The organism is Bacteroides sp. MSK.20.12 (assembly GCF_019052435.1).
GTDB classification, from domain to species: Bacteria; Bacteroidota; Bacteroidia; order Bacteroidales; family Bacteroidaceae; genus Bacteroides; species Bacteroides xylanisolvens.
Window position 1 is genome coordinate 26,120 of record NZ_JAHQVH010000004.1, and the last position, 18,292, is coordinate 44,411.

Here is an 18,292-nt window from a genome sequence, read left to right on the forward strand (position 1 = left end):
CTATGCAAATATAGAAACAGGGGAGTCGTTAGAAGTAGCGTCTCCTCTTTTTTTTCTGATAATGATAAGAAAATCCCCGATGAAATGGGGAATTTTATGAAAAGAATAGAATTGTTACAATTGCGTTGTCATCTGTTACTTTTCTTGTATCCGTTCTAAAGCCTATTCCTTACTTTTGTAACATCGTTAAACGGATAAATTTAATGCCATGAATAAACAGTCTTCTACATTTGACAGATTCTTCTCTGAATGTTACTTGAAATATAGAGTCTTTATCAAGAACTATATCGCCATCCGTATTTGTCATCCATACGAAGCGGAAGATCTGGCGCAAGATGTCTTTGTTCGTTTATGGGAACACAGGGCATTTGTGAACAAAGATACTGTATGGTCTTTACTTGTCACTATTGCACGTAATCTTGTGACGGATAAAATCCGCCGTTATTATAAACAGGAAGATTTTATCTCTTACATATATAATAATGTCGAAGACAGCAGTCGGAATACCACCGAAGAAGCGGTGCAATATGATGAATTGGAAAAACTGCATCACACAGTGGTGGAAAATCTTCCTGCTAAGCGTCGTCGAATTTATGAATTGAGCTTTCATCATGAATTATCGTGTCCTGCCATCGCTGGAAAGTTGTCATTATCTCCTCGCACGGTGGAATGTCAACTATTACTGGCTCGTAAGACTGTTCGCACCTATTTGAAAAATGAATTCTCCAAAGTCGGTTAAATACCAGATTCGGAAAAACACATATTAACTTTAACAATTTAATAGTATTATGGAAATTAAATCCAAATTCTTATGTAGTAGAGGAGTCGCATTGGCTTTCGCCATGCTGCTGGGAGGATCACCTGGTATAGCGCTCTATGCAAATGAATCTGTAGAAGAGAGTTTGATTGCCGCCCAGACTGGTCGCACAATTAAAGGTCTTGTTACGGATGCTAACGGCGAACCTCTGATAGGTTGTAATGTAGTGGTGGTCGGAGGAAATGCAGGAGTAATCACCGATATTGACGGCCGGTTTACTCTGAATATTCCTGCTGATGCGAAACAGATTAAAATTAGCTATATTGGATATGTAGATCAGATTATTAACCTTCATGACCGCTCTGATTTTAAAGTTGTACTAAAGGAAGATAATAATGCACTGGATGAGGTCGTTGTAGTAGGTTATGGTACACAGAAGAAAGCTACGCTGACAGGTGCGGTAGAGCAAATAGGTAGCCAGGTATTGGAAAGCCGTGCCATTACCAATGTCGGTGCTGCTTTGCAAGGAGCTACTCCGGGATTGGTGGTCACTCGTTCTTCTTCACGTCCGGGTAATGAAGGATTAAATTTTCAGATTCGTGGTTTGACATCTGTCAATGGCGGTAGTCCGTTGATTATTGTGGATGGAGTACCCGTATTGAATTCAGAGTCATTTCAAAATCTAAATTCGGATGATATTGAGAATATTAGTGTATTGAAAGACGGTTCAGCTTCCATTTATGGTGCAAAAGCAGCTAATGGTGTTATATTGGTAACTACCAAAAAAGGTAAAGGCAAGACAACGGTAGATTATGGCTTCAATATGCGTTTCACTACCAATGGTATTATGGCTTTTTCTCCCAGTATGCAGGAATATGCCACCATGTGGTTGGAAGCCAATAAAGAAATGCCGGAACATGACTGGTGGGGCTGGGGAGAAGAAAACCTGAAAAAGATGGCTCAAGGCATTGAAGGAATTTACGAGTCGACTGTAGCCGATTGGGGTACAATGTTTGTGGGCAATGCCAATCGCTTGGATGAATTGTTTGCCCGTCGTTATTCTTATCAGCATAATTTGAGTGTAGCAGGTTCTACGGATAAATCTGATTACCGTATTTCTTTGGCTTATGCTGATAATCAAGCCAATTTGGCCACTGCCTATGACGGGCAGAAACAGTTGAACTTGCGTTTGAATTATGGAATCAAATTGACTGATTGGTTCAAATTGGAAACTTCGGCAAGTATGATTAAAACAAATACTGAAACACCGACACATGGTATCGACCGTACACTTTACGGAAATGATGCTCCGTTTTTTCCGGCTAAGAATCCCTATGGACAATGGTATGCCAACTTTGGTAATGTGGGCGACCGCAATGCGGCGGCAGCTACAACAGATGGAGGACGTGACGAGAGGGAAAAACTGACTACCCGTGTCGATTTCAAAGCATTGGTGGATATTTGGAAAGGAATCACTTTCGAGGGTACTGCTTCCTTTCAAAATGAGGAATACCGTAGAGAACGCTATTCGCTTCCGGTACAGTGTTACAATTGGTTCGGCGAGCAGACGGCGAAGTTAGTATATGAAACAACACAAACCCTTAGTACTCCGCAAGATGTGATGAACTTTAAAGATTCTCATCAGCCGGGATATTTGGTACAGGCAAATAATGCCCGGTATCAGTACTATTCAGGGTTATTGAAATATAAGCGTACATTTGCCGAAGTACATAATATAGATGCTATGTTCGGTATCAGTGCCGAGAAGTGGGTAAATAAAAAAGTCGTTACCGCCCGTGAGAAGTTTGAGGATGCCGGAATTTACGATTTGAATTTGGCTACGGGTACACAGGGTAACGGTGGAGGAAAGACTCATAATGGTACCTATTCATATATTGCCCGTTTGAATTATAACTATGCGGAAAAATATATGGTTGAATTGATGGGGCGTCGTGACGGAAATTCCAAGTTTGCTCCCGGTTATCGTTTTAAGAGCTTCGGTTCCGTTTCTTTGGGCTGGGCGTTCTCGGAAGAACAATTTGTAGAATTTTTAAAACCTGTTCTTTCTTTTGGTAAGTTGCGTTTAAGTTACGGTAGTTCGGGTAATGATGTCGGGCTGGGTGATTACGATTATGTGTCTACTGTCTCTCTTGGAACAGCCGGTTTTGGAACTATACCTGCTAATCAAGTATCTTCAGGTTTTGGCGGTTTAATTTCTTATGACCGTACTTGGGAGAAAGTTTCACAGAAAAACTTTGGTATCGATCTTAACTTTTTCGATAATCGTTTGAAAGCTACATTCGATTATTTTATAAAAGATAATACCGGTATGTTGGTAAATGTCACATATCCGGGTGTTTTAGGAGGTAAAGCTCCTAAAACGAATAGTGGTCATTTGAACGTAAAAGGTTGGGAGTTCACTATTGGATGGCGCGATCAGATTAAAGACTTTTCTTACTATGCCAACTTTAATATTGGTGATACAAAGAGTCTGTTGAAAGAGATGGAAGGAGCAGATTCTTATGGGGCCGGTTGGAATGCAGCCGTGAATGGGTATCCATTGAATTCGTACTTCCTTTATCGTACAGATGGTTACTTTAAAGATCAGGCAGAAGTAGACCGCTATTATGCACTCTATGGAGAGGGTAAAGAAGATCTGACTGGTGTAGGAGCAGGAAGTGCAAGCCGGTTGCGTCCGGGTGATACCAAACGTTTGGATTTGAATGGTGATTATAAGATTTCCGGTGCAGGGAATGAGAATAGCGATTTGCAATATCTTGGTGACTCCAATCCACATTTTGTTTTCGGTTTCACATTGGGAGGAGCATGGAAAGGTTTTGATGTGAACGCGATGTTCCAAGGTGTCGGCAAGCAGTATGTTATCCGTAATGACTGGATGGCTTATCCTTTTCAAACACGTACTGCCAATCAGAACCCGACATATTTGGGCAAAACATGGACAGAGAGCAATCCGAATGCGGAATTTCCTCGTCTGACTACTAATGCGAATCTTGCACGCTGGAATTATCAGAATAACGACTTTATGATGCAGAATAACCGCTATATCCGTTTGAAAACATTAATAGTCGGCTACACATTGCCGCAGATATGGACTCGCAAAGTAAAACTGGAAAAAGTACGTGTTTATTTCTCTGGTAATGATTTATGGGAAGCTACCAGTATTCGAGACGGTTTCGACCCGGAAATGGGAGCAGCCTCCAACAACAGTGGATACCCGTTTGCACGTACTTGGTCGTTCGGTCTGAACATCACTTTATAGTAGCTATGGAAAATTAAATACAGAACAGAAGATATGAAAAAGATAACGAACTATATATTAATTTGTACCTGCGCATTGGGATTTTCTTCATGCGTAAATACGTTCCTCGATTTGGAACCACTGGATGCCAAGACAGATGTAATTTATTTCAAGACACCGGAACATTTTCGCGAATATGCTAACGGGCTTTACGGGCAATTATTGGGATGGCAGTCTTCCTATGGAAGTATATTCGATCACATGGATGCAGCCTCCGATCTTTCTACTTGTTTCAGATATTCGTATGGTGTGGGAACCGGTGTGATGGGAATTCCTAATGACGATAGTCGTTGGAATAATTGCTATAGTAATATTCGTGCCACTAATCACATGTTTGAAAGAGCTGTTTCTTCCTATACAGGTAATTTGGCGGATATTAAAAAAGAATTAGCCGAAGGGCATTTCTTCCGTGCCTATAACTATTTTTACTTATTGAAGTTTTTTGGCGGAGTGCCTGTCGTTACGAAAGTTCTCGACGTGACTTCACCAGAGTTATATGGAAAACGTAACAGCCGTTATGAAGTTGTTGACTTGATTTTGTCCGACTTGGATGAGGCTATCGCAGGGTTACCGTTGGAACAGAATATCACTTCTGCCGACAAAGGTAAAATTAGCAAACAGGCTGCACAGGCATTTAAGGCGCGTGTGTTACTTTATGAAGCTACCTGGCGTAAGTACAATGGCACTTCTACTGATTTTGAAGGTTCTGCCGGTCCGGCTTCCGATCAGGTAAATGCTTTTCTGGAAGAATCCATGCAATTATCCGAAACAGTGATGGGAGATGCTGCTTATTCCCTTTGGAATTATAACAATGTTGCAGCTATGAGAAATATGAGCAATCGTTACCTGTTTAATATTGAAGAAGAAGCTAGTAATCCTGCCGGTGCCGGAAGAGCGACGAACAAGGAATTTATTATCGCTTCTGTATATAGTCAGGAAACGCGTAAAGGACAGGTAGATTTGAATCAGGTGATTTATACGGATATGCGTCCCAGCCGGAAATTGATTGATATGTTTTTATGCACTGATGGGCTTCCGGTCAGTATGTCTGATAAGTTCCAGGGATATAAGAATCCGGGGGACGAATTTCAGAATCGTGATTTCCGTTTGACTTCTTATGTAGGTTCGTATGCTACGAGCCTGACAGTTGAGAACTGTGGGTATGGTGTTTCCAAGTTTGCTATTACCGATATTCAACGCCAAAGTAAAGATGAATCGGCCAATTATCCGGTACTTCGGTTGGCAGAAGTATACTTGAACTATGCCGAAGCTGTGATGGAACGCTATGGTGAAATATCAGATGACCAGTTGAATAAGTCGATAAATAAAATCCGTGCCCGTGCGGGAATTGCCAACCTAACAAATGCATTGGCAAAGCGAATTCAGGAAGGGGTACTGGCAAATGCGAATAAGACAGTCAATCAGGTGATGCTGGATGAGATCCGTCGTGAACGTGCATTGGAACTCTATATGGAAGGTTTTCGTTGCGACGACCTGAAACGTTGGGGCATTGCGGAAGAGAATCTGAACGAGTCTCGTTGCGGTGCGGTGGTAGGTAATGCCAGTTATCCTACAGCATTTGTAGACGAAAACGGGAATGCTACTAGTGCTTTCAATCCGGCTATTTTTACGAAAGGAACGGAAGTTGTAGAAACAGGTAAAGGTAAGTTACCTTGTGTAGTGCTTCTCAAATCATCTGACTGTGCATTTACTAAAGGAGATTATTTGTGGGCGATTCCAAGAAATCAAATCAATCTGAATTCGAATCTGGTACAAAATCCGGGATATTAATCATTCAATTGTTTAACGTATAATACCATAGATTATATGAAGCTTTTATTCAAATATACATTTCACTTGGTAATACTTGCTTGCGTTTCCGCACTTTTCTCCGGTTGTGAGCAAGACCCCAAGTATAGAGTTTATGATTATCCTGTGCCGGTAGTGGAGAGTATATATCCAACAGATGGATATGTTACTACACAGGTTGTTATTACGGGTACCAATTTTGGTGACCGTGCTGAAGCAGTGAAAGTTTTCTTCGGTGAAGCCCAATCCAATAAAGTGCTCGACTGCAAGAACAACCGTTTGGTAGTGGAGGTGCCGGAAACGGCAGTAACAGGCAATCTGTCTTTACAGATTTATAATAAAAAGGTGGAGAATATCGGTCATTATACAGTACTACCTACACCACGTGTCATTACAGTGACTTCTGATAGTGAAGACGGTGAAGGGGTAGCTGATACGGGAGACAAGGTTACTATAACAGGTGAAAATTTTGGTACGGATCCATCCGATATTTCTGTTAGTTTCAATGGAACGCCGGCCGAATTTGAGCTGGTGGATGAGTCTACTATTGTTGCGACAACTCCTGCTGATTATCAGACAGGTAGTGTGACTGTGACTATTCACGGATATACAATGACAGGTGGTGCAATGTTCAATCCTAATTCGAAGGGTGATGTGACAGTGCTTTATCTTCAAAACTATAAGCAGCCGTTTGCCAAGGCAAATGATGAAAGTTGGAAGAACGGTGAATGGTGGACTCCGGCAGTGTGGAATCAAAACGCAGCATCGTTCAATGCAAAAGGCAATACGACTGTTTCCGGAATGCAATATAAATCAGAAGAAGGCTTAACGTTAGCATTCCAGAATGGATGGGATAAAGAAGCTTATACGGATGGGAAAATGTGGCAGGTTGCTACGCTCCGTCCTGGTAGATACAGACTGGAAGTCACTTATGCATATACATTGGTAGTTACTGATGCGGGGAACTTTATTTCCGTATTGATAGCTAAAGGAGATAGTGAAAGTGATATACCGAATGTCTCTGATCTTGAGCAATTAAATGGAGTTTATGTGGCCTATGATAAAATGGGAACAGCGAATGATTCGGGTACGTTGGTTACACCTTCATTTGAAGTAACGGAGACAACGGACGTTGTTATTGGATTCCTGACTTCACTGGCAAAGGGTAATTCATACTTTAAGGTGACAGAATTGAAATTGATTCTTGAATAATGTGGAAAAAGAAAAAAGAGTAATTCATCGTGATAATATAATTAAGATTATGAAGAAAATATATAGCTATCTGTTTCCCGTTTTTCTCTCGTTTTTCGCATTAGCTGCTTGTGACGAGGACAATGAAGAAATTGTTCCAATGAGTTACACTGATCCTGTGGCGACCGTAACAAAGATAGAACCCGTCGAAGGATATGTTGGGAATGAATTTACCATTAATGGTGATGATTTTGGAATCAGAACTGAAGATGTAAAAGTGTTTATCGGTTCCCAGGAGGCAGTAGTAGTCTCCTGTGCCGATGATGCTATCCTTGCGAAAGTGCCGGAATCGGCAACAAACGGAAAGATAACCGTTGAGGTTTTCGGGCAACGTGTGGAGACTGATCTAGTTTATCGTGTACTTGGTAAGCCGGGTGTCAGCGTAGTGAAACCTTCTTATGGTTTTCCGGGTGCCAGTATTGTTTTCGAAGGACAAGAATTTGTTTCTTCTAAAACACTGTATACTTTGACTTTCGGGACTTCTACAGACAAGGCAGAGATTGTGGGTACACCTACTGATACCGAATTTACGGCCAAAATTCCCGAGACAGCTGTCAGTGGAGTTATGACACTTATTATGGCAGAACAAACGATTGATTTGGCTTCTTATCCTTTCACTGTGTTGAAGCATGCAACGCTTGATATTCCTAAGGAAGACGAACCGGTTCCATCAGGTTTTGCTGGCAGTAAATTTGCAATAACAGGAACCAATCTTGTGCAAGAATTGCTGGATAAGTCTGTTGAAGGGTTGGAGCCTTTGAAAGTAATTTTCTCTAAAGCTGGCGGAGAACCTGTAGAAGCTGTAATAGATACAGATAATTTGATGGATAAGAGTATTCCACTCACTGTACCTGCTTCGTTGGAAGCCGGAGATTATACAATTACTGTCATTACTCCGTTTGAAACTATCGGGACACAGTTGAAATATACGGTATTACCGATGCCGACAGTAACAGGCATTTCAACGAAAGCCGGATATATTAATGCGGAAGTAACGATCATTGGTCAGAACTTTGGTACGAAAGCTGAAAATATTCAGGTCTTTTTCGGAGAAACAGTTTGTGATAAAGTGACACTGAATGATAAAGGTAATATCGTAGTGAATGTTCCCAAAGGAGTTTCATCTGAAGCTCCGGTGAAGATTAAACTGATAATTCAGGGTAAGGAAATAGAGATGGGCGAATCGGGCACATTTGAGGTTTGGGAAACTCCAGAAATTACTTCTGTTGAAACACCGTATATTTATCCTTATGGTACATTAGTAAAAGCCGGACAGGAAATAACATTTACAGGAAAGGGTTTTGGAACGGATAAGAATTCTGTTACAGTTACTTTTGAGGGAATATCCGTACCCGTTACGGTTAAAGAGATTACTACGACTTCTATTACTGTAACGGTTCCGCAGGGTTTCAATGGTGGAAAAGTAACAATGGTGTTTGAAGGTATTGCACAACCCGTAGAGAGTGATATGTTGCAACCTCTGCCGGTGGATGGAGATATTTCTCAATATGTACTCATGAACTATAAACAGCCTTTTGAATATGTAAAAGAAGGTGGGGATAAAGGATTCCATAAAAAAGGAGAGTGGGCAAAAGCTGCTTATTGGATAGTTCAGAACTCTAACTTGACTGCTGGTGAAGGAGGTGCTGCTGTTGATTTGGCATTTAAAACGAAATATGGTGATGGAAGTGATGCAGGTTTGGCTTTACAAACAGATTGGGGATTTGACAATCCTAAAAATGATGGTAAGGTATATCAGACTTCTCATCTTCAAAAAGGAAAATATAAGTTGACGGCACACGTTTATGAATATGACCGCAGAGGTTTTACCGGTTATGTTGCGGTTTGTAAAGGTAATGAGATGGCAAATACGAGTGATATACCAAGTAAGAGTCTGGCAAACGCTTCTATTTCAGGTACGGGTGATGTAGTAGTTGATATTTCTGTTGAAGAGCCTACCGATGTTGTCATTGGTTTTGTATGTACGATTACAGTAAAACAAGGACGGGCTAAGATAGATAATTTCAAATTAGAGTTAGTAGAGCAATAAACTATAATTGGGTGCACCGTAATCAATGGTAGATACGGTGTACCATTAAACCAAAAATATGATGAAAAAGATATATTATATAACCGCAGTATTTGCTACCCTGTTTTTAGTAGGATGTGGGGACGGCATTGACCTTCCGGGTGTCAATGTGGAAACTGATTTGAATAAAATTCCTCTTCCTGATAATAACGTAAATTTGGAACAGGTTGAACTTAAGCCGTCAACGGAACCCATGCTGCATGAAGGGTTGCATACAGAGGAAGACTTTCAGCGTATCCGGGATAAAAAAGCTGCCGGAGAAGAGCCTTGGGTTAGCGCTTATCAATTATTAGTAGAAAGTCAGTTTTCGCAGAAGACGGCAGATACTTATCCTACGGAATGGATTAAACGTGGAGTTTCCGGTGATGAAAATTATATGAATGCAGCCAGAGGGGCCACTATTGCATATCAGCAGGCGCTTCGTTGGAAGATTGAACAAGATGATGAATATGCGGCAAAAGCAGTGGAGAATCTGAATAAGTGGGTACAGACTTGTGTAGGTGTAACAGGTAATACGAATTTATCGCTTGCCGCAGGACTTTATGGTTATGAATTTGCTATTGCCGGTGAATTATTGAGGGATTATGAAGGATGGGATCGTGCGGACTTCGCAGCGTTCCAGAATTGGTTGCTTAAAGTGTTCTATCCTGCTAATGATGATTTCTTGAAACGTCATCACGATACGAATGCGTTACATTATTGGGCTAACTGGTGTCTTTGTAATATAGCGGCTAAAATGGCTATCGGCATTGTAACCGATCGTCGTGATATTTATAATGAAGGTATCGACCATTTGCAGACGGGTGATACAAACGGACGTTTACGTCGTGCTATCTATCACGATTATGCACCGGACTATAACTTTGCTCAATGGCAGGAAAGTGGACGTGACCAAGGGCACACGTTGATGTGTGTCGGATTGATGGGAGTTATTTGTCAGTTGGCATGGAGTCAGGGAGACGATTTTTTTGCTTATGATGACAATCTGTTCATGCGGGCTTGTGAATATGCTGCTTGTTGTAATTACACTAATGAGACTGTACCATATACTACTTATATATGGCAAAAACAGAGTCAATGGGGATATCCGATTCCGGAAGAGCAAACAACACTTGGTGGCGGCAAATGGATCAAACGTGCAATATGGGCATTGCCTTATTATCATTACAAAGGGATAAAAAATATCTCGAATGATAATCTCAAATATACTAAGATAGCTACGGAATATGTAGGAATAGAAGGAGGAGGTGGGTATTATGACGCTAACTCCGGTGGCTATGACGTACTTGGGCTCGGTACGCTGATGTATGCAAGATAAAATGAATAAAATGTGTTAGACTTCGCCACAGATTCGGATATGCCAGTGTGGATGGATTATTTGTTTCAATCTGTGGTGAATTCCAGGACATTAACGGTATTAGTAAAAACTTGAAATGAATAAACTAATAAGAATAGCGCTCACATTTTTACTTGTAATGACCACAGGAGTCATACAAGCAGAAATAGTCATCTATCCGGTACCTCAAGGCATCTATTATGCCCGTCACAATGATGACTATACGGTAAAAGTACGGCAAGTGGGAGAAAAAGACTGGGTAGACCTTTATGAGTATAACGTAAAGGTGGATATGGATACGAAGTCCGATGCCACGATGGTTCAGTTCGACTTTTCAGGGAAAGTGGAAGTATTGGTACAAAAGAACAATGGGGAGATCCGTTCGGCAGTGGTGCGTCCTTTATCCAAAGGTATCCAACCGGAGATTGATGGTAACTTTCTATTGTTTACGATAGATAAACCACAAAAGTTGTCGGTCGAGTTTAATGGAGATCGCCTGAATAATTTGCATGTATTTGCCAATCCTATCATCAAAAATGTGCCAGATAAGAATGATCCGAACGTGATTTATTTTGAAGCTGGAATACATGAACCGACTGATACGGCTGGAAAATGCTTCCGTATTCCCAGTAATACGACGGTTTATTTAGAAGGTGGTGCCGTTTTGAAAGGTTGTCTCACTTGCGACAGTGTAGAGAATGTGAAAATATTGGGACATGGCATGTTGCTTGAACCGCAACAGGGAATTTCGGTTACCTACTCCCGGAATGTACTGATTGATGGAGTTACGGTGGTCAATCCACGGCATTATACTGTCTCTGGGGGACAATCTACCGGAATTACTATCAAAAATCTGAAATCATTCAGCTATCAGGGTTGGAGTGATGGGCTGGATTTTATGTCCTGCTCGGATGTGATGATTGATGATGTGTTTCTTCGTAATTCGGATGATTGTATAGCTCTTTATACGCATCGTTGGAATTATTATGGAGACTGTCGCAATGTTCATGTACTTAATTCTACTCTATGGGCAGATATTGCGCATCCTATCAATATCGGTACACATGGAAATACGGAAACGGGAGATGAAGTTTTGGAAGATATAGTATTCAGGAATATTGATATATTGGAGCATGATGAGGATGATCGTGATTACCAAGGCTGTATGACTATCAATGTAGGGGATCACAACCTGGCACAAAACATTACTTTTGAGGACATTCGTGTGGAACATATTCAGGAAGGACAGTTATTTCATCTTCGGGTGATGTATAACCAAAAATACAATACAGGTCCCGGCAGAGGTGTCAAGAACATAACATTCCGTAATATTTCATGTACCGGGAAATATATCAATTCTTCTTTAATAGAAGGTTATGATAAAAATAGGAAGATTGAGAATATTTTGTTCGAAAACATTGTGTTGAACGGTAGGCGGATCACTTCTTTGGAAGAATTGAATATAGATAAAAAAGATTTTGTAGAGAAGATACGGATAAAGTAGCTAATAACTAAAAGATGAAAGATGCGACAAAAAACAGTTTTTCGTGCTTTTTGCCGCATCTATTTTATAGAAAGAGGAATAAACTTATCGTAAAGGAGTGAATGAACCTATATAAATGCGTTCTATTTTCAGGGAGGTGGCATTTATTCCGAATAGGTCGGTCACATCTGATTTATAATCTTCAGTTACATCTTCCACTAACCAATAAGGAATCGGGCCAAGGTCTCGTGTGGTGATACTCTTTGAAGTATCGGAACGTTCGGGAAGTTTAAATTTGCAGTCATACTCTTTACCATTGATTGTAATTTGGAATGTAGTGCCTGACTCTGATGTGGAGCGGGAGAAGCTTCCTTCTATTTTCGGAGCATTATCTTTACTAGTAACAATTGTCACTTTACCACTACTTTTTTGGTCATAAGAGAAAGCTATTCCTCCTGTAGCTTGTATACCCGCTTCATCCTTTATCTTTTTTTTGACCGCTTCTAGTTTTTCTTTTTGTTGTTCATCCAACAGACTTTCATCTATTCCTGTGATTCTTGCTTCCACGGAATTCACTGAAAAAGATTGTTTGCCGTTGACGACCTTTAGTCCTATTTTTATGATTCTTCCATCAGCGTCTTTTACCATCAATGACGTGTTGCCCAGTTTTATAGAGCTGATCTGAATATCATTGTTTTTGTCCACATAAGCTGTAGCAATTTGCCCATCGGCTATTTCTGCAGTATAGGGAGCTATGCCACCCTTAATTCCCAACTTTGTTCCTCCCGTGATTGACAAACTGGTTTCACTAATAGGAGGTTCTGGATTGAGCATTACTTCCCAGTATTCAAACAGGTAAAAATCGTCAGCCTCGTCGCTGCATGAATAAAATACAGGAAGGGAGCATAATAGAATAAATAGTAGACAGAGCTTCGCCATTTTTGCTTTCATAATATTCTTCTTTTTTATTTCTTCACAAAAGTAAAGCTCCTTTCCTGTATTTCAAAGTATATTGATGAAAAATAAGATTAAAACTCTATCTTATGTTGTTTCTCATCATCCACCACAGCCATCATTCCTTCTACCTGTGCTAAAGCCAGCATACGTCCGTGGAAAGAATAACCGGCATTGTAGCCTTTATCCTCATCTCCGAGCATCATTCGTCCATGATCTACGCGCATGGGAAGTCCTGGATTCTCTTTCTCGAAAATGCGGATGAGATCAATCAGATGTCCTCTTCCTGATAGATGAGAACTTTCGATGAAGTTTCCACCCGGCATGGCCTCTGTACTGCGTAGATGAACGAAATGGGTTCTTCCTGCAAACTTCTTTGCCAATTCACGAGTATCATTATGTGCGTCTGCGCTAAGAGAACCTGCACAGAAAGTCAGCCCATTATGCGGATTGTCTACGGCATTCAGGAACCAGGCTATATCTTCTTCATTGGTGACAATACGGGGTAGGCCGAGAACCTGGAATGGAGGATCATCCGGGTGTACGCACATGTTGATACCATATTCATCGCATACAGGCATAATTGCAGAAAGGAAGTAACACATATTCTCTCGTAAAGCGTCCCGGTCTATGTCTTTATATAAACCTAACAGACGTTTGAATATAGCAACCGGGTTTTTATCTCCTTCTTTGATATTACCGTTCACAAATCCTTGTGTCTTGACGATAATAGTATCAATCAAATCATCCTTTTCGGTCTCTGTAATCACTTTGTCCAGTTCGGCAACTTTATGCAGTTCTTCTTCTGTATAGTCTTTTTCAGCTCCTTCACGTTCTAGTATTTTGATGTCGAAGTAAGCGAAACGAATACGGTCGTAGTAAAGCGAACTGGTACCGTCCGGCCAAGGGTACTGTAAATCCGTACGTATCCAGTCGATTACCGGCATGAAGTTGTAACAGACTGTTTTCACTCCGCATTTACCCAGGTTGGCAAGACTTACTTTATAATTTTCAATCAACTGTTCACGTTCCGTACCCGCATACTTGATTGCCTCACAAACCGGAAGGCTTTCCACGACCGACCAGCGCAACCCATACGATTCAATATACGATTTTAAATCGTTGATGGCTTCTACTGTCCAAATCTCTCCGTTCGGTACCTCGTGTAATGCAGTGACGATTCCTTCAACACCTATCTGACGGAGCATCGGCAAGGTGATTTTATCTTTCTTGCCGAACCATCTCCATGTTTTTTCCATCATAGCGTTTGAATAAATTAAAAGATTAAATATTAAACGCCGCTGAATGCACTGAAACCACCATCGATAGGCAACATAGCTCCCGTTACGAAACTAGCGGCTTCACTACACAGGAATTGTACAGCACCATTCAATTCTTTGATGTCGCCGAAACGATTCATCGGAGTTTTGGCTAACACCTTTTTACTTCTGTCGGTCAATGAACCATCCGGGTTGATAAGTACACGACGGTTTTGGTCACCGATAAAGAATCCCGGAGCGATAGCATTAACACGGATACCATCACCGTATTTCAGTGCCATTTCGCTTGCCAGCCATTGGGTGAAGTTGGCTACTGCAGTTTTAGCGGCCGAGTAACCCGGTACACGGGTGATAGCACTATAAGCAGCCATAGAAGATACATTGATGATGCATCCTTTCTTCTGTTTTGCCATTACCTTACCGAATATCATAGACGGATAGACTGTCCCATTCATATTCAGGTTAGTCACTTTTTCCCAGCAAGAGATGTCCATATCATAGAAGTGCTGATCCGGTTCGAGAGTGGCTCCCGGCATATTGCCACCGGCAATGTTCAATAGAATATCGATCTTTCCCCATTTGGCTACAACTTCTTCGGCTACTTTCTCCAGGCTGGCGATGTCAAGTACATTACCGATGATGCCGATTACATCGTTACCATATTGCTTAAGTTCAGTTACGCGATTGTCCAGTTGTTCCTGACGAATGTCAATAGCTACAACTTTTGCTCCCTGCTGTACAAAGTGTTGGGCAATATTTCCGCCCAGTACACCACCTGCTCCGGTAATAACAGCAACTTTACCGGCAATACTAAATAATTCGTTCATGGTTTCTATCAAATGTTTTTATGAATGGATGCAAAAATAGCGGGTTTTTATACATGCTATGATGCGTATTTTTGCAAGATATTTACCTATCTTTGCAAAAGCAGTTTAGAAAGGAGATTTATGAAGAAGATAATGAATGAGAAGTTGACTATTACGACTTCTAATCCCGTCCGTGCCCGCTTTTATGAATATCCACGTTTCACGTATCCGTGGCATTTTCATAGTGAGTATGAAATTATTTATGTGGAAAAGGGAGAGGGGGATTGTCTGGTGGGTGACAGCATTATCTCCTATTCAAAAGGTGATTTGATTCTTTTTGGTTCCGAACTGCCTCATAGTATGCAAAGTCCACCGGATGGCGGGGAAGAATCTGATAACGAAGAAAAAACCGAACCGAAAGTAAGAGGAGTCAATATTCAGTTTGAGAAAGATTTTATGCATTATTCTATTTCTCAATACTCCCAGTTTATTCCTATCAGGAATTTATTGGAGGATGCTTGCAGAGGGATTAAATTCACAATTACCCGTTCGGGGAAAATCATTAAATTATTGGAGCAAATTCCTTCTGCCAAAGGAGCAGATCAAATCATCCTGTTGCTTTCACTTCTACAGATGATGGCTACTAGCAATCATAAGAAATATCTGACTACTTCTCATTATACTCCGTCCCCTTCGATTATGCGTAATGAAAGAATGGAAAAGGTGATTGCCTATTTGAATAAACATTATACCGAGTCTATCGGTCTGGATGAAATTGCTTCTTATACAGCGATGAACCCTGCTGCTTTCTGCCGATACTTTAAAGAAAACACAGGAAAGACATTTAAAGAGTATGTACTTGATATGCGTATCGGATATGCTTGTAAACTATTGAATAGTAGTATGATGAATATATCTCAAATCAGTGCTACTTGCGGATTTGAATCACCTGTACATTTTAACCGCATTTTTAAAAGGGTGACAGGAATGACACCTACTTTTTATAGGGAACAGATGGAATAAGCTTTTTCAGGCAATAAACATTTGAGTATAATTTCTTTCTCGTTCGTATATAATAGAAAAGGAATAAACATGAACGTAAATAGAATGAAGAAAAGAATTTTGCTTTTGTTGTTGGTGATACCGGCATTGGTAAAAGCGCAAGATGTGATGACAGAAACCCGTCAGGAACTGACGTCTCCTGATGGAGCTTATCGTTTTACCTTTTATCAACGTGCGGTGGGAGAGGATAATGCACAAATGTATTATACCTTGACTTATAAGAATCGTCCGGTGATTGAAGAAAGTAAACTGGGTGTTCTGATTGAAAATCAGTTATTTGAATCGGCGTTGGGTATACCGAATGATACTTGTCATTTTTGGTGTGAGAATCTGAAGTTGACAGAGACTGAACATCAAAAGACGGACGAGAGATGGAAGCCTGTATATGGCGAACGTGCGGAAGTACGTGATTGCTACAATGAGATGACTTTGAAACTCAAGAAGGGAGAAGGAAATGGCAATCAGGACGGTGGTTATGATAAGCGTAAGAATTACTTTATGAATATCATAGTTCGCGCCTATAATGAAGGAGTTGCTTTCCGCTATCATTTTCCGGAAATGACAAACGGGCTTTTCTTGCATATCGTCGGTGAGCAGACTAGCTTCACAATGCCTAAAGGAACGATGGCGTATTATGAACGTTGGGCGCAAGGACCTTATGAACTTCGTCCGTTGGAAGGATGGGGCAAAGAGGAGAGTGAGCGTCCTTTGACTTTGAAACTGCCTGATGGATTATCTGTAGCTTTGTTGGAAGCGGAAATGGTGGATTATGTTCGTGGTAAATTCCGTTTATCGGCAGAGAAACCTTCCACTTTGGAGACAAGCCTGTATAGTAGTGCCGATATTATTTCTCCTTACAGTACTCCGTGGCGTGTAATCATGGTTGGCGAACGTCCGGTCGATTTAATTAATAACAATGATATTGTCTTGAATCTGAATCCGGCTTGCAAACTGGCTGATACTTCTTGGATTAAACCCGGGAAAGTATTCCGTTCGGGCGACTTGAAACAAGATAGAGTAAAAGCAGCCATTGACTTTGCGGCAGAACGTGGTATTCAGTATGTGCATATGGATGCAGGCTGGTACGGACCAGAGATGAAAATGAGTTCGGACGCTACTACTGTTTCTCCTGATAAAGACCTTGATATACCCGCTTTGTGTAAATATGCCGAATCGAAAGGAATCGGACTTATGGTGTATGTCAATCAGCGTGCATTAGTGCAGCAGTTGGATACTCTGTTGCCTTTGTATAAAAAATGGGGATTGAAAGGTATCAAGTTCGGTTTTGTACAGATAGGTAATCAGCGTTGGAGTACTTGGCTGCATGATGCAGTTCGTAAATGTGGAGAATATGGTCTGATGGTAGATATTCATGACGAATATCGTCCGACAGGTTTCAGCCGTACTTATCCTAACCTGATGACGCAGGAAGGTATTCGTGGAAATGAAGAAATGCCGGATGCCACACACAATACGACTCTCCCTTTTACCCGCTATCTGGCAGGTGCAGGAGACTATACGCTTTGTTATTTCAATAACCGGGTGAAGAATACGAAAGCACATCAGTTGGCGATGGCAGCTGTGTATTACAGTCCTTTGCAATTTATGTTTTGGTATGACAGACCGGAATTCTACCAGGGAGAAGAAGAACTGGAATTTTGGAAAGCAATTCCGAGTGTATGGGATGACAGCCGCGCGTTAGATGGGGAGATTGGTGAATATATCGTTCAGGCACGTCGTTCGGGGAATGACTGGTTTGTAGGAGCAATGACGAATACGGAAGCCCGCACAATTACATTGACTACGGATTTTCTGGAATCAGGTAAGAAGTATATGCTTCACCTGTACGAAGATGATGACAAGCTGAATACACGAACGAAAGTACGCAGTACTCATAAGAAGATAGAAGCCGGAGATAAGCTTGTTTTGAAGCTAAAAGCAAGTGGCGGAGCCGCATTGCATTTCACTCCGCTTAAGTAGGCAAGTTTATGTTTCTTTTTAGGCACGGATAACGCAGATTACACTGTTGCTTTATGCAACCATCATTTCTAAAGCCGTGAAATCCGTGTAATCCGTGCCTGAAAAATATAGTGAGGTATTATTTGCTATAATTAATCAACCACTTCACCATTTCCGGGTCGTAATG

At 41.0% G+C, this 18,292-nt stretch carries 12 protein-coding genes; 9 read left to right on the forward strand and 3 right to left on the reverse strand.

What is annotated here, in order from left to right; all coding sequences use genetic code 11:
- The first annotated feature begins 208 nt into the window (after positions 1-208).
- The 7 genes from KTR06_RS03195 (at position 209) to KTR06_RS03225 (ending at position 12,065) form a co-directional block, all read left to right on the forward strand.
- Positions 209-739, forward strand: a complete 531-nt coding sequence (locus KTR06_RS03195; RefSeq protein ID WP_120067426.1) for a sigma-70 family RNA polymerase sigma factor — start codon at positions 209-211, stop codon at positions 737-739.
- A 49-nt stretch (positions 740-788) separates the two neighbouring features.
- Complete coding sequence (locus tag KTR06_RS03200) at positions 789-4,037, forward strand: TonB-dependent receptor (protein ID WP_217289956.1); 3,249 nt, start codon at positions 789-791, stop codon at positions 4,035-4,037.
- 33 nt (positions 4,038-4,070) lie between these two features.
- Positions 4,071-5,867: a RagB/SusD family nutrient uptake outer membrane protein gene (locus KTR06_RS03205; protein WP_217289957.1), complete on the forward strand. Its 1,797-nt coding sequence runs from the start codon at positions 4,071-4,073 to the stop codon at positions 5,865-5,867.
- Positions 5,868-5,903: 36 nt separating this feature from the next.
- Positions 5,904-7,097, forward strand: a complete 1,194-nt coding sequence (locus tag KTR06_RS03210; RefSeq protein WP_217289958.1) for a DUF5013 domain-containing protein — start codon at positions 5,904-5,906, stop codon at positions 7,095-7,097.
- Positions 7,098-7,146: 49 nt separating this feature from the next.
- Complete coding sequence (locus KTR06_RS03215; RefSeq protein WP_217289959.1) at positions 7,147-9,186, forward strand: IPT/TIG domain-containing protein; 2,040 nt, start codon at positions 7,147-7,149, stop codon at positions 9,184-9,186.
- 58 nt (positions 9,187-9,244) lie between these two features.
- On the forward strand, positions 9,245-10,543 hold the full coding sequence (locus tag KTR06_RS03220; protein ID WP_134993376.1) for an alginate lyase family protein: 1,299 nt from the start codon (positions 9,245-9,247) through the stop codon (positions 10,541-10,543).
- Positions 10,544-10,658: 115 nt separating this feature from the next.
- The gene (locus KTR06_RS03225; protein ID WP_120067422.1) at positions 10,659-12,065 is read left to right on the forward strand and encodes a glycosyl hydrolase family 28 protein; all 1,407 of its coding nucleotides are present in this window, start codon (positions 10,659-10,661) and stop codon (positions 12,063-12,065) included.
- Positions 12,066-12,149: 84 nt separating this feature from the next.
- Here KTR06_RS03225 and KTR06_RS03230 read toward each other — a convergent pair whose 3' ends face one another.
- The 3 genes from KTR06_RS03230 to KTR06_RS03240 all read right to left on the reverse strand — a co-directional run bounded on the left by KTR06_RS03230 (position 12,150) and on the right by KTR06_RS03240 (position 15,105).
- Positions 12,150-12,995, reverse strand: a complete 846-nt coding sequence (locus tag KTR06_RS03230) for a pilus assembly protein N-terminal domain-containing protein (protein ID WP_120067421.1) — start codon at positions 12,993-12,995, stop codon at positions 12,150-12,152.
- Positions 12,996-13,072: 77 nt separating this feature from the next.
- Positions 13,073-14,260 carry a mannonate dehydratase gene (gene uxuA, locus KTR06_RS03235; protein ID WP_120067420.1) on the reverse strand — a complete coding sequence of 396 codons (1,188 nt, stop codon included), beginning with the start codon at positions 14,258-14,260 and terminating at the stop codon, positions 13,073-13,075.
- 29 nt (positions 14,261-14,289) lie between these two features.
- Positions 14,290-15,105, reverse strand: coding sequence for an SDR family oxidoreductase (locus KTR06_RS03240; protein ID WP_120067419.1), 816 nt, complete (start codon positions 15,103-15,105; stop codon positions 14,290-14,292).
- Positions 15,106-15,225: 120 nt separating this feature from the next.
- On the opposite strand from KTR06_RS03240, the gene KTR06_RS03245 reads away from it, so the two are divergent.
- Together KTR06_RS03245 and KTR06_RS03250 are read left to right on the forward strand one after the other, a co-directional pair.
- Complete coding sequence (locus tag KTR06_RS03245; RefSeq protein WP_120067418.1) at positions 15,226-16,107, forward strand: AraC family transcriptional regulator; 882 nt, start codon at positions 15,226-15,228, stop codon at positions 16,105-16,107.
- Positions 16,108-16,176: 69 nt separating this feature from the next.
- A complete protein-coding gene (locus KTR06_RS03250) occupies positions 16,177-18,126 on the forward strand; it encodes a glycoside hydrolase family 97 protein (RefSeq protein WP_120067417.1) in 1,950 nt (649 codons plus the stop codon).
- Positions 18,127-18,292: the final 166 nt, after the last annotated feature.

Excerpts from the sequence above, each read along its gene's own strand:
- KTR06_RS03195 (WP_120067426.1), top strand. The coding sequence starts at position 209 with ATGAATAAACAGTCTTCTACATTTGACAGATTCTTCTCTGAATGTTAC.
- KTR06_RS03200 (WP_217289956.1), top strand. The coding sequence starts at position 789 with ATGGAAATTAAATCCAAATTCTTATGTAGTAGAGGAGTCGCATTGGCT.
- KTR06_RS03205 (WP_217289957.1), top strand. The coding sequence starts at position 4,071 with ATGAAAAAGATAACGAACTATATATTAATTTGTACCTGCGCATTGGGA.
- KTR06_RS03210 (WP_217289958.1), top strand. The coding sequence starts at position 5,904 with ATGAAGCTTTTATTCAAATATACATTTCACTTGGTAATACTTGCTTGC.
- KTR06_RS03215 (WP_217289959.1), top strand. The coding sequence starts at position 7,147 with ATGAAGAAAATATATAGCTATCTGTTTCCCGTTTTTCTCTCGTTTTTC.
- KTR06_RS03220 (WP_134993376.1), top strand. The coding sequence starts at position 9,245 with ATGATGAAAAAGATATATTATATAACCGCAGTATTTGCTACCCTGTTT.
- KTR06_RS03225 (WP_120067422.1), top strand. The coding sequence starts at position 10,659 with ATGAATAAACTAATAAGAATAGCGCTCACATTTTTACTTGTAATGACC.
- KTR06_RS03230 (WP_120067421.1), bottom strand. The coding sequence starts at position 12,995 with ATGAAAGCAAAAATGGCGAAGCTCTGTCTACTATTTATTCTATTATGC.
- uxuA (WP_120067420.1), bottom strand. The coding sequence starts at position 14,260 with ATGATGGAAAAAACATGGAGATGGTTCGGCAAGAAAGATAAAATCACC.
- KTR06_RS03240 (WP_120067419.1), bottom strand. The coding sequence starts at position 15,105 with ATGAACGAATTATTTAGTATTGCCGGTAAAGTTGCTGTTATTACCGGA.
- KTR06_RS03245 (WP_120067418.1), top strand. The coding sequence starts at position 15,226 with ATGAAGAAGATAATGAATGAGAAGTTGACTATTACGACTTCTAATCCC.
- KTR06_RS03250 (WP_120067417.1), top strand. The coding sequence starts at position 16,177 with ATGAACGTAAATAGAATGAAGAAAAGAATTTTGCTTTTGTTGTTGGTG.